This window comes from Micromonospora sp. NPDC051141, from assembly GCF_044455765.1.
Lineage (GTDB): Bacteria > Actinomycetota > Actinomycetes > Mycobacteriales > Micromonosporaceae > Micromonospora.
This window is the reverse complement of sequence record NZ_JBITFD010000003.1, coordinates 265,834-277,837: the sequence shown is the minus strand read 5'-3', so window position 1 is coordinate 277,837 and position 12,004 is coordinate 265,834. Positions and strand designations below refer to the sequence as shown.

Below are 12,004 nucleotides of genomic sequence, written 5' to 3'. Positions count from 1 at the left end.
CAGCGGATCCGTCGCCGGGCACACCGAACGATCGACGCAAGAAGATCATTAGTGGCTCCGGTGACCGCACACCTGCTCCCTGCCGAGGCACACGATCCGCGAGCGCATCGTCTAGCCTACCCGCTGTATTACCACAGCGTGCAAGCCCTCCCGGGTCCGCGCGACCTCATCCGCTGCGAAAGCGGAGATTTCGCGCGGTAAGGGGCCACTCCTGTCTCGTCCGTCACATCCGCCCCACCCGCGACATGCCCGGCCCGCCCGCGACGTGGCGCCCGACCGGCCCTAGCGTGGACGCCGTGGACGACGACAGGGTGACCCGCCGGCGGGTCGGGGCCGCCGAGATCCGCCGGGCCAACCGCGGCTGGTGGGACACCGACGCCGACGCCTACCAGGCCGAGCACGGTACGTTCCTCGGTGACGTCGACTTCGTCTGGTGCCCGGAAGGGCTGCGCGAGGCCGACGTGCGACTGCTCGGCGACGTCGCCGGCCGCCGGATCCTCGAACTCGGCGCCGGCGCGGCCGCCGCCGCCCGCTGGCTCGCCGCCCAGGGCGCCCGGCCGGTCGCGCTGGACCTCTCCGCCGGCATGTTGCGGCACGCCGCCGACGCCGCCGACCGCAGCGGGGTACGCGTGCCGCTGGTCCAGGCCGACGCGCTGGCGTTGCCCTTCGGCGACGCCGCCTTCGACGTGGTCTGCACCGCGTTCGGCGCGATCCCGTTCGTCGACGACTCGGCGGCGGCGATGCGCGAGGTGGCCCGGGTGCTGCGCCCCGGCGGCCGGTGGGTCTTCTCGGTCACCCACCCGATGCGCTGGATCTTCCTCGACGACCCGGGCGAGGGCGGGCTGACCGCCGTGCACTCGTACTTCGACCGCTCCCCCTACGTCGAGCAGGACGCTCGCGGCGTGGCCACGTACGTGGAGCAGCACCGCACGCTGGGCGACCGCATCCGGGAGCTGGTCGACGCCGGGTTCCACCTGCTCGACCTGGTGGAGCCGGAGTGGCCGGCCGGCCACGAGGGGATCTGGGGCCAGTGGAGCCCGCTGCGCGGCCGGCTCTTCCCCGGCACCGCCATCTTCGTGACGGAGAAGCCGACGACCTGAGCGCACGTCGCACCGTCGGTCCGACCCGGGCCGGCGGTGGCGCGGCACGCTGTCCCGGTGAGCACCGAACCGATGACGACGGAAGCCGTGCCCTGGCGCCCGGACCCGGTCCGGCAACAGCTCGCCGACCACCGGGTGGAAGATCTGCTGACGCTGCCCCCCGATGCGCCCCGGGTCGAACTGGTCGACGGCATCCTCCACGTGACCCCGCTCCCCACTCTCCGCCACCAGCACATCACCGGCCTGCTGACCATGTGGTTACGGCGCCGCGCCCCGACCCACCTACGCGCCACCCAGGCGGTGAGCATCGAGCTGGCCGTCGACGCGAGCCGTCGGCCGGACGTGCTGCTCCACCACGCCGTGCTGCCGCCCGGCTGCCGCCTGCTCCGCCCCGTGGACGTCGTGCTGGCCGTGGAGATCGTCTCGCCCGGCACCCGGCTGGTGGACCGGTTCGCCAAGCCGGGCGAGTACGCCGCCGCCGGCATCCCGTTCTACTGGCGGATCGAGCAGGACCCGGTGCACCTGTACGCGTACCGCCTCGGTGACCGGATCGGTCCCGGCGGCGAGCGCCAGTACGAGCTGGTGGCCGACGGCAGCGAGGTGGTCGAGTTGGCCGAGCCGTTCGACATCAAGCTGCCGATCGCCGAGATCCGGCCCTGACCGCACCGTTACGCGGTCCGGCGGGCGGGTAACCGGCCGGCATGGCCGAGAAGGAGTTCCGCGCCGGCGACCACGTCTCCTGGGCCAGCCACAGCGGTCGGGCGTACGGCGTGGTCAAGGAGAAGCTGACCGAGCGCACCCACGTCCGCGGGCATCCGGTGCACGCGTCGCCGGAGCAGCCGCAGTACCGGATCACCAACGACGACTCCGGCCGCGACGTCGCCCACCGACCGGAGGTGCTCCGCGATGAGTCGCAGTGAGGATCCGCAGCAGACGTACCGCGAGTTCACCGACGCGGTGAACATGAAACCCGCCGAGCTGACCCGCTGGCTGGAGACCGACGAGTCCAAGCACGTCGGCTGGCACAAGCCGGGCACCGAGGGCGGCGAATCAGTCGGGCACGACTCCGGCCGCCGGATCGTGGACCTGCTGCGCCGCAAGCGCGACCAGCTCACCGCCGCCGACTACAAGCACATGCGCAAGGTGGTCGGCTACGTGCACCGGCACCTGGCCCAGCGCCCGTCCGGCGACGTGCGCGACACGAGGTGGCGGTGGTCGCTGATGAACTGGGGGCACGACCCGCTCAAGGGCTGAGGGTCCGACCTCTCGACCCTGCCGTCGACGGCAGGGTCGAGGAGAGGGCGGTCAGTGGTCGGCGCTGTTCCAGTCGCGGCCCTCGCCGACCGACACCTCCAGCGGCACCGACAGCGGGTACGCCGCGCCCATCTCCTTGCGCACCAGCGCCTCCAGCGCCTCCCGCTCCCCCGGGGCGACCTCGAAGACCAGCTCGTCGTGCACCTGGAGAAGCATCCGGGAACGCAGCCCGGCGTCGCGCAGCGCGCTGTCGACGTGCAGCATGGCGACCTTGATGATGTCGGCCGCCGAGCCCTGGATCGGGGCGTTGAGCGCCATCCGCTCGGCCATCTCCCGGCGTTGCCGGTTGTCGCTGACCAGGTCGGGCAGGTAGCGGCGGCGACCCAGGATGGTGGAGGTGTAGCCGTCCTGCCGGGCCCGGGCCACCACCTCGTGGAGGTAGTCGCGGACGCCGCCGAACCCGGCGAAGTAGTTCTCCATCAGCCCGCGGGCCTCCTCGGCGGAGATCCCGAGCTGCTGGGACAGGCCGAACGCGCTCAACCCGTACGCCAGGCCGTAGTTCATCGCCTTGATCTTGCGGCGCTGGTCGGCGGTGACGTCGCCGACCTCGACGGTGAAGACCGAGGAGGCGGTCGCGGCGTGGAAGTCGTGCCCCGAGTTGAACGCCTCGACAAGTGCCTCGTCGGCGGACAGGTGCGCCATGATCCGCATCTCGATCTGGCTGTAGTCGGCGGTGAGCAGGCATTCGTAGCCCTCGCCGACCACGAACGCGCGCCGGATCCGCCGCCCCTCCTCGGTGCGGATGGGGATGTTCTGGAGGTTCGGCTCGGTGGACGACAGCCGCCCGGTCGCGGCCACCGTCTGGTTGAACGTGGTGTGGATCCGGCCGTCGTCGGAGACGGACTTGAGCAGCCCGTCGACCGTCGACTTGAGCTTGGCGACGTCGCGGTGGCGCAGCAGGTGGTGCAGCAGCGGGTGCTCGGTCTGCGCGTAGAGCCACTGGAGGGCGTCGGCGTCGGTGGTGTAGCCGGTCTTGATCCGCTTCGTCTTGGGCAGCGCCAGCTCGGTGAAGAGGATCTCCTGCAACTGCTTCGGCGAGCCCAGGTTGAACTCCCGGCCGACCACGGCGTACGCGCTCTGCGCGGCGGCCTTCACCTCGGCGGCGAAGTGCGCCTCCAGCTCGGACAGGTAGTCGGTGTCGGCGGCGATGCCGGTGCGTTCCATGGCGGCGAGCACCCGCATCAGCGGCAGCTCCACCTCGGCCATCAGCCGGGCGGACTGCTCGCCGTCCCGGGACAGCTCGGCGTCGATCGCGTCGGCCAGGTCGAGCGTGGCCCGGGCCTGGAGCATCAGGTTCTGCTCGGCCGCGTCCTCGTCGCCGAACCCGTCCAGGGTGAGCTGGCCGGTCTCCGGCGCGTCCACGCGCAGCTCCCGGTGCAGGTATCGCAGCGCCAGGTCGGTGAGGTCGTAGGAACGCTGGTCGGGACGGGCCAGGTAGGCGGCGATCTGGGTGTCGCGGGCGATGCCCCGCAGCTCCCAGCCGTGCGCGGCGAACGCCAGCACCGCCGGCTTGCTGTCGTGCAGCACCTTGGGCCGCCCGGCGTCGGCCAGCCAGCCGGCCAGCGCGGCCTCGTCGTCGGCGGCCAGCCGGCTCGGATCGAACCAGGCGCCCGCGCCGTCGGTGGTGGCCAGCGCCATCCCGGTCACGGTCGCGGTGTGCCGACGGTTGGGCCCGGTGTCGAGCGTGGCCGCCAAGCCGACCGACGTGCCGGCCGGGGCGTGCGTGCCGAGCCAGCCGGCGAGCGCGCCCGGCTCGGTCAGCACCTCGCCGGCCAGCTCGAAGCCGGCCTCGGCCTCCGGCTCGACGGCTTCGAGATACTGGTAGAGCCGGTCGCGCAGGATGCGGAACTGGAGCGTGTCGAACACCTGGTGCACGGCCTCGCGGTCCCAGCCCTGCCAGCGGGCGTCCTCGGGACGCACCGGCAGCTCCAGGTCGGTGACCAGGCAGTTGATCTCGTAGTTGCGGATCACGTCGGCGAGCCGCTCGCGCAGGCTGTCGCCCGCCTTGCCCTTGATCTCGTCGGCGCGCGCCACCACGCCCTCGACCCCGTCGTACAGGTTGATCCACTTGGCCGCGGTCTTCGGGCCGACCCCGGGCACGCCGGGCAGGTTGTCGCTGGTCTCGCCGACCAACGCGGCCAGGTCGCGGTAGCGGCCGGGGGTGACGCCGTACTTCGCCTCGACCGCCGCCGGGTCCATCCGGGCCAGGTCGGAGACGCCCTTACGCGGGTAGAGCACGGTGACCTGGTCGCCGACGAGCTGGAACGCGTCCCGGTCGCCGGTGGTGATCAGCACGTCCATGCCCTGGTCGCGGGCCTGGCAGGCGAGCGTGGCGATGACGTCGTCGGCCTCGTAGCCCTCCTTCTCGACCACCGGCACCCGCAGCGCGGCGAGGACCTCCTTGACCAGGCTGACCTGGCCCTTGAAGTCGGTCGGGGTCTCGCTGCGGCCGGCCTTGTACTCGGAGTATTTCTCGGTGCGGAAGGAGCGGCGGGAGACGTCGAACGCCACCACGATGTGGGTCGGCTGCTCGTCGCGCAACACGTTGATCAACATCGAGGTGAAGCCGTAGACGGCGTTGGTCGGCTGCCCCGTGGTGGTGGAGAAGTTTTCCACCGGCAGGGCGAAGAACGCCCGGTATGCCAGGGAGTGTCCGTCGACGAGGAGCAGGCGCGGCGTCGTAGCTGTCACGGCAGCGACTCTAGTCCGTGACCCCGACATCCCCGGCACCAGCGGCCCCCACGGATCGCGACCGGACCGCTACGGTATGGAGATCAGTCGATGGCATTCGCAAGGAGGACCCGATGCGACGATGGAGTGTCCGAATCCTGGCGCCGGTGCTCGCCACGGCCGGCATGGTGGCCGCGTTCAGCGCGCCGGCATTCGCCGTGTGGGTCAACGGTGGAGTCTACTCGACCCAGTCGAAGTGCATCTCGGTCGGGCAGTCCCGGGTCAGCAGCGGCACCTACCAGACGTACGTCTGCGAGTCGCAGAGCCCCGGCTGGCTGCTCCGGGGCTACGTGAACTGACCGGAGGGGTCCGGTGCGGCGCACGCCGCACCGGACCCGTCAGAGCACCTTGGCCAGGAACGCCTGGGTCCGCTCGTGCTTCGGCGCGGCGATCACCTCGCGCGGGTCGCCCTGCTCGACGACCACCCCGCCGTCCATGAAGACCAGGTGGTCGCCGACCTCCCGGGCGAAGCCGATCTCGTGGGTGACCACGATCATCGTCATGCCGTCGCGGGCCAGGTCCTTCATCGTGTCCAGCACCTCACCCACCAGCTCCGGGTCGAGCGCGCTGGTCGGCTCGTCGAAGAGCATCAGCTTCGGCCGCATGGCCAGCGCCCGGGCGATCGCCACCCGCTGCTGCTGGCCGCCGGAGAGCTGACCCGGGTACGCGCCGAGCTTGTCGCCCAGCCCCACCCGCTCCAGCAGCTCCGCGGCGTGCTCCCGGGCCTGCGCCTTCTTCGCCTGGCGCAGCAGCAGCGGCGCCTCGGTCACGTTCTGCAACACGGTCATGTGCGGGAACAGGTTGAACCGCTGGAACACCATGCCGATCGCCCGGCGCTGTGCGGCCACCTCCTTGTCCCGCATCTCGTGCAGCTTCCCGCCGCGCTCCCGGTAGCCGATCAGGTCGCCGTCCACCCAGATCCGGCCGGCGTCGATCTTCTCCAGGTGGTTGATGCAGCGCAGGAACGTCGACTTGCCGGAGCCGGACGGCCCGAGCAGGCAGCACACCTCGCCGGCGCGGACCTCCAGGTCGATGCCCTTGAGCACCTCCAACGGCCCGAACGACTTGTGCACCTGCTCGGCGCGCACCATCAGGTCGGACCCGGCCGTCGGCGCGGTGGCCTGCGTGGGCACGATCAGCTCGGTCACTTCACCACCCCCGCACTGCCGCCGGCCTCCGCCGTCATCCCTCGCAGCCGCATCCGGGCGCGTCCGCTCGTGCCGTAGCCCTTGCCGAAGTGGCGCTCCAGGAAATACTGCCCGACCAGCAGGATGCTGGTCAGGAACAGGTACCAGAGGCAGGCGGCGACGTACATCGGGAAGATCTGGAACGTCCGCTTGCCGACGGCGTCGAGCTGGAAGAACAGTTCTACGCTGACCGGCACGTAGAGCAGCAACGACGTGTCCTTGAGCATGGCGATGGTCTCGTTGCCGGTCGGCGGGATGATCACCCGCATCGCCTGCGGCAGCACCACCCGGCGCAGCAACTGGCTCCGGCTCAGGCCGAGCGCCTGGGCCGCCTCGGTCTGGCCCGGGTCCACCGACTGGATGCCGGCCCGGACGATCTCCGCCATGTACGCGGCCTCGGAGAGCGCCAACCCGAGCAGGCCGGCCATGAAGCCGGTGAGGATGTCCCGGGAGGAGAACCCGAACAACCGCAGTTGCAGGTTGTCGATGCCGAACAACTGGCCGAGCTGGGTGTCGAACGGCACGCCGAACTCGACCCGGCTCCACAGGATGCCGATGTTGCCGAAGACGGCCAGCAGCACCAGCCGGGGCACGGCCCGGAAGAACCAGGTGTACAGCCAGGCCACGCCGCGCAGGATCGGGTTGTCGGAGAGCCGCATCACCGCGATCACCACGCCGAGCGTGACGCCGATCAGCATCGCGCTGACCGTCATCAGCACGGTGCCGCGCAGCAGCCCCTCGATGATCGGCGGGCGGAACATCTTGTCGACCATGAAGGACCAGTTGAAGGCCCTGTTGGTCACCAACAGGTGGACGAACATCGCGGTCAGCACGGCGAGCACCGCCACCGCGATCCAGCGTCCCGGGTGCCGCACGGGCACGGCCTTGATCGGTTCCGGCCGTGCCCGCGCGGTTGTCGCTTCCTCGGTGGTCATGTCGTCACGGGTTGATCGCGGGATCCGTGATCGCGCCGTCCCCCACCTTCCACTTGTCGAGCACCTGCTTGTAGGAGCCGTCGGTGATCAGCGCCTTGGTGGCGTCGCGCACCGCCTCGGCGAACTGCGCCTGCTCCTTGGCCACCACGTAGCCGTACGGGGCCGCCTCGTACTGCTTGTCGAGCAGCTCCAGGGCGTCCTTGGACTGGGTCACCGCGTACACCCCGACCGGGTAGTCGGCGAGCATCGCGTCGTCCTTGCCGGAGACGACCGCCGCGGTGGCGGCGTCCTGGCCCGGGAACTGGTCGATCGTGATGGCCGGCTTGCCGGCGTCGGTGCAGGTCTTGGAGCGCTTCTGGATGTCCTCGACCTGGACCGTGTCCTTCTGCACCGCGATCTTCTTGCCGCAGGCGTTGTCCAGCGCCACCCCGGCCGGGTTGCCCTTCTTGGTCACCCACTGGGTGCCGACCTGGAAGTAGCTGACCATGTTGGCCTGGCCCTTGCGCTCGTCGTTGACGGTGAACGACGAGACGCCGACCTCGTACTTGCCCGAGTTGACACCGTTGATGATGTCGCCGAACGGCGCCGAGACGAACTCCGCCTTCAGGCCGAGCTTGGCCGCCACGGCGGTGAACAGCTCGACGTCGAAGCCGATGACGGTCTTGCCGTCGGAGTCGAGGAACTCGGCCGGGGCGTACGTGGAGTCGGTGCCGACCACGATCTTGCCGTCGGACTTGATGGCGTCGGGCACCTTGGCGGCCAGCGAGGAGTCCGCGGTGGCGGTCACGCTCGCGCCGCCGCCGGGCTGCTCGGTGCTCTCCTCCTCACCGCAGGCGGCGAGGGAGAGCAGGAGGACGGCCGCGCCGGCGACGCCGAGCGCCGCCCGACGGCCGGGGCTGGGGTGGAACATGGGGTACTCCTTTTGCGAGGGGGGCGTCGGTCAGGCCACGCCGAGGTAGGCCTCTTTGACCGAGGGGTCGTGCAGCAGGTCGGCGCCGGTGCCGCTCTTGACGATCCGGCCGGTCTCCAGCACGTACGCCCGGTGCGCGCGGGCCAGGGCCTGCTGGGCGTTCTGCTCCACCAGCAGGATGGTGGTGCCCTGCTGGTTGATCTCCGTGATGATGGTGAAGATCTGCTGGATGAGCATCGGCGCGAGACCCATCGACGGCTCGTCGAGCAGCAGCAGCTTCGGCCGGCTCATCAGCGCCCGACCGACCGCGAGCATCTGCTGCTCGCCGCCGGAGAGCGTGCCGCCGGCCTGCTTGCGCCGCTCGGCCAGCCGGGGGAACAGGTCCAGCACCCGCGCCAGGTCCTGCGCGATGCCGGCCTTGTCCCGCCGGGTGTACGCGCCCATGTCGAGGTTCTCCAGCACCGTCATGCCGGGGAAGATGCCCCGGCCCTCGGGCGCCTGGCACAGCCCGCGCCGGACCCGCAGGTCGGCCCGGAGCTTGGAGATGTCCTCACCGGCGAACCTGATGCTGCCGGTGGCGATCGGCCGGATGCCGGAGATCGCCCGCATGGTGGTGGACTTGCCGGCGCCGTTCGCGCCGATCAGCGCGACGATCTCGCCCTCGTCCACGGTCAGGCTGATGCCGTGCAGCGCCTGGATCCGCCCGTAGAGCAGGCTCACGTCCTCGATCTCAAGCAGCATCGTCCGGCACCCCCAGGTACGCCGCGATCACCTTCGGGTTGTCCCGCACCTCGGCGGGCAGCCCCTCGGCGATCTTCTTTCCGAACTCCAGCACCACGATCCGGTCGGTCACGCCCATCACCAGGCGCATGTCGTGCTCGATCAGCAGCACCGTCACGCCGGTGTCGCGGATCTGCCGGATGAGCTGGAGCAACTCCTCCTTCTCCGCCGGGTTGAAGCCGGCGGCCGGCTCGTCCAGGCAGAGCAGCACCGGGTCGGTGGCCAGCGCCCGGGCGATCTCCAGGCGCCGCTGCTCGCCGTACGACAGGTTGCGGGCGAACTCGTGCATCCGGGGCAGGATGCCGACGAACTCCAGCAGGCGTTCGGCCTTCTCCCGGCCCTCGCGCTCCTCCTTCCAGTGCCGCGGCAGCCGCAGCAGCGCGGAGAGCACGCTGGTCTTGTGGTGCGCGTCCGCGCCGACCTGGACGTTCTCCAGCGCGGTCATCTCCGGGAAGAGCCTGATGTTCTGGAACGTGCGGGCCATGCCCATCCGGGTGATCTGGTGGCGCTTCTTGCCGCTGATCTTCTCGCCCCGGAACCGGATCTGCCCCTCGGTGGGCTGGTAGATGCCGGTCATCGCGTTGAAGCAGGTGGTCTTGCCCGCGCCGTTGGGCCCGATCAGCCCGAGGATCTCGCCCTTGTAGAGCGTGAAGTCCACGTCGTTGAGCGCCACCACACCGCCGAAGCGCAGCGTGACGTGGTCGACCTCCAGCAACGGCTCGCGCTTGTCCACCGTCTCGACGGCGGGCGCCGCGGCCTGCGCCGGAACGGCCGGGGTCTGTTCGGTGTCACTCACCGACGATCACCTCCTTGCGACGGTCCTTGAACTCCGCCGCTCGTCGCCGGTTCGGGATGAGGCCCTGCGGCCGGAAGATCATCATCACCACGAGCACCAGGCCGAAGAAGAGGAACCGGTACTCGTACAGCTCGACGCCGAACAGCTCGATGCCGCGGAACCGCTCGATCATGTACGCCACCAGGCCGCCGCCGACGATCGCGCCGACGATGTTGCCGGAGCCGCCGAAGATGACCGCGGCCAGGATGATGATCGAGTTGAGCAGCTCGAAGTTCTGCGAGTTGACGAAGTTCTGCTTGCCGGCGAACAACGCGCCGGCCAGGCCGGCGATCGCCGCGCCGGAGGCGAACGCCCACAGCTTGAACTTGAACGTCGGCACGCCCATGAGCTGGGCCGCGTCCTCGTCCTCCCGGATCGAGATCCAGGCCCGGCCGACCCGGCTGTGGGTCAGGTTCCGCACCCCGATCACCACCAGGATGATCAGCGTGAGCACCAGCCAGTAGTAGGGGCGGGCGTCGAGCACACCGAAGAACGGCTTGCCGTCGGCGTACTTGCCGGGCGGGTGCGGGATCTGGTTGAAGCCCCGCTGCCCCTTGAGGAACTCCGAGCTGACCGCCGCGATCCGGATCATCTCGGCGAAGCCGAGCGTCACCAGCGCCAGGTAGTCGCCGCGCAACCGCAGCGTCGGCGTGCCCAGCATGACGCCGGAGACCATGGTCAGGGCGATCGCGATCGGCACCACCAGCAGCCACGGCCACAGCGTCTTGATGTTGCTGCTCGGCGACGTCAACACCGCGACCGTGTACGCGCCGACCGCGAAGAAGCCGAAGTAGCCCAGGTCGAGCAGTCCGGCGAAGCCGACCACGATGTTCAGCCCGACCGCCAGCAACACGTAGATCGAGACGGTGAAGAGCACCTGGGTGAAGTTCGCCCCGGGCGTCGGGATCGGCCCGAGGTACTGGTAGAACTCCTTGTTCGGCAACGCGTAGAAGAACACGATCACCGCGGCCAGCAGCACCCAGCGCACCCAGCGCGGAGCGTGGTGCCAGCGGTTCGCGACCGCCTCACGGCCGTGCCGCAGTCGTACCCCGATCCCCTCCTGCTGCTCCGGGGTCGGCGGATTCACCGTCGTCGTCATGCGCGTGCCCTCCCCAGTGATTCGCCCAGCAGACCGGTCGGCCGGAACATCAGCAGCACGACGAGCACCGCGAACGCGGCGAAGTCCTTCCACTGACTGCCGAACAGGCCCGAGGCGTAGTTCTCCACGACGCCCAGCAGCAGGCCGCCGATCAGCGCGCCGCGGAGGTTGCCGATGCCGCCGAGCACCGCCGCGGTGAACGCCTTGAGGCCCAGCAGGAAACCGACGCTGTAGGTGAGCGTCTGGATCCGGACGTCGTAGAGCAGGCCCGCGACACCGGCCATGGTGCCGCCGGCGATGAAGACCATCAGGATGATCCGGTCCTTGTTGACGCCCATCAGCGCCGCCGTGTTGGCGTCCTGGGCCACCGCCCGGATACCCCGGCCGGTGCGGCTGCGGTTGATGAACTGGTCCAGCGCGAACATCATCACCAACGCGGCGCCGATGGTGAGCAGCTGGATGCTGTCGATCGGCACGCCGGCGACGTGGAACAGCGGCTTGGAGCTGACCAGCGACGGCGCGCCCTGGGGCAGGCGTCGGGTGTAGACGCCGAACGCCTCGGAGATCGCGATCGAGGCGCCGATCGCGGTGATGAGGAACGCCAGCGGCGGCGCGTTGCGCTTGCGCAGCGGCCGGTACGCCACCCGCTCGATCACCGTCGCGGTGCCGGCCGAGGCGATGGCCGCCACGATCATCGCCACCAGCAGATAGAACAGGATCGAGCCGACGCCGCTGACCTGCGAGTCCTGGTCGAGGCCGAAGCCGTTCCAGGTCCAGATCGCGGCGAACGCGCCGGCGATGAAGACCTCGGAGTGGGCGAAGTTGATGAGCCTGAGCACGCCGTAGACAAGCGTGTAGCCGAGCGCGACCAGGGCGTAGATCGCGCCCTGCGTCAGGCCGGTCGTGGTGAGTTCCCCGAAGTTGGAGAACAGTCCGTCGAAGTTCAAGGGAGGGACGCTCCGTCGCTGAAGAGAAAAAGGGGGTGGGGGCGGGGGCCCCCCCCCCCCCCCCCCCCCCAAAAAAAAAAAAAAAACCCCACCCCCCCCCCCCCCCCACACGGCTTGGGGGTGTACAGGTGCGGGGCCCCCCTTGCCCCCCGGCCCCAGAACACCCA

Annotated in this window: 12 protein-coding genes and 1 pseudogene; 5 read left to right on the top strand and 8 right to left on the bottom strand. The window is 70.1% G+C overall.

Annotated elements, in window-relative coordinates; all coding sequences use genetic code 11:
* The first annotated feature begins 296 nt into the window (after positions 1-296).
* The 4 genes and pseudogenes from ACIA6B_RS06600 to ACIA6B_RS06585 form a co-directional block, all read left to right on the top strand.
* Positions 297-1,100, top strand: coding sequence for a class I SAM-dependent methyltransferase (locus tag ACIA6B_RS06600; protein ID WP_396771627.1), 804 nt, complete (start codon positions 297-299; stop codon positions 1,098-1,100).
* Between the two features lie 57 nt (positions 1,101-1,157).
* Entirely contained in the window at positions 1,158-1,760 is a 603-nt protein-coding gene (locus ACIA6B_RS06595) for a Uma2 family endonuclease (protein ID WP_396771625.1), read from the top strand.
* 41 nt (positions 1,761-1,801) lie between these two features.
* Positions 1,802-2,020, top strand: a complete 219-nt coding sequence (locus ACIA6B_RS06590; RefSeq protein WP_281936414.1) for a DUF2945 domain-containing protein — start codon at positions 1,802-1,804, stop codon at positions 2,018-2,020.
* Positions 2,007-2,351 (top strand): annotated as a pseudogene (locus ACIA6B_RS06585) (DUF3140 domain-containing protein); the annotation flags it as partial. The gene ACIA6B_RS06590 and the pseudogene ACIA6B_RS06585, both read left to right, overlap by 14 nt.
* A gap of 54 nt (positions 2,352-2,405) precedes the next feature.
* On the opposite strand, the gene polA reads toward ACIA6B_RS06585, so the two are convergent.
* Entirely contained in the window at positions 2,406-5,105 is a 2,700-nt protein-coding gene (gene polA, locus ACIA6B_RS06580) for a DNA polymerase I (RefSeq protein WP_281936415.1), read from the bottom strand.
* A 113-nt stretch (positions 5,106-5,218) separates the two neighbouring features.
* Between polA and ACIA6B_RS06575 the strand changes: the two genes are divergently transcribed.
* Complete coding sequence (locus ACIA6B_RS06575) at positions 5,219-5,443, top strand: hypothetical protein (RefSeq protein WP_396771622.1); 225 nt, start codon at positions 5,219-5,221, stop codon at positions 5,441-5,443.
* 39 nt (positions 5,444-5,482) lie between these two features.
* Here the strand turns inward: ACIA6B_RS06575 and ACIA6B_RS06570 are convergent, their stop codons facing one another.
* From ACIA6B_RS06570 to ACIA6B_RS06540, 7 genes are read right to left on the bottom strand one after another with little or no spacing between them, the layout of a single operon-like run.
* The gene (locus tag ACIA6B_RS06570; protein ID WP_396772082.1) at positions 5,483-6,235 is read right to left on the bottom strand and encodes an amino acid ABC transporter ATP-binding protein; all 753 of its coding nucleotides are present in this window, start codon (positions 6,233-6,235) and stop codon (positions 5,483-5,485) included.
* Positions 6,236-6,288: 53 nt separating this feature from the next.
* Positions 6,289-7,266 carry an amino acid ABC transporter permease gene (locus ACIA6B_RS06565; protein ID WP_396771620.1) on the bottom strand — a complete coding sequence of 326 codons (978 nt, stop codon included), beginning with the start codon at positions 7,264-7,266 and terminating at the stop codon, positions 6,289-6,291.
* A 4-nt stretch (positions 7,267-7,270) separates the two neighbouring features.
* The gene (locus tag ACIA6B_RS06560) at positions 7,271-8,176 is read right to left on the bottom strand and encodes an ABC transporter substrate-binding protein (protein ID WP_396771618.1); all 906 of its coding nucleotides are present in this window, start codon (positions 8,174-8,176) and stop codon (positions 7,271-7,273) included.
* Between the two features lie 30 nt (positions 8,177-8,206).
* A complete protein-coding gene (locus ACIA6B_RS06555; protein WP_396771616.1) occupies positions 8,207-8,917 on the bottom strand; it encodes an ABC transporter ATP-binding protein in 711 nt (236 codons plus the stop codon).
* A complete protein-coding gene (locus ACIA6B_RS06550; protein WP_374709190.1) occupies positions 8,907-9,752 on the bottom strand; it encodes an ABC transporter ATP-binding protein in 846 nt (281 codons plus the stop codon). Before ACIA6B_RS06550 ends, ACIA6B_RS06555 begins: the two co-directional genes overlap by 11 nt.
* Positions 9,745-10,890, bottom strand: a complete 1,146-nt coding sequence (locus ACIA6B_RS06545; RefSeq protein ID WP_396771614.1) for a branched-chain amino acid ABC transporter permease — start codon at positions 10,888-10,890, stop codon at positions 9,745-9,747. The genes ACIA6B_RS06550 and ACIA6B_RS06545 overlap by 8 nt, the downstream gene beginning before the upstream one ends.
* Positions 10,887-11,837, bottom strand: coding sequence for a branched-chain amino acid ABC transporter permease (locus ACIA6B_RS06540; RefSeq protein ID WP_107157517.1), 951 nt, complete (start codon positions 11,835-11,837; stop codon positions 10,887-10,889). Before ACIA6B_RS06540 ends, ACIA6B_RS06545 begins: the two co-directional genes overlap by 4 nt.
* Between the last annotated feature and the right edge of the window lie 167 nt (positions 11,838-12,004).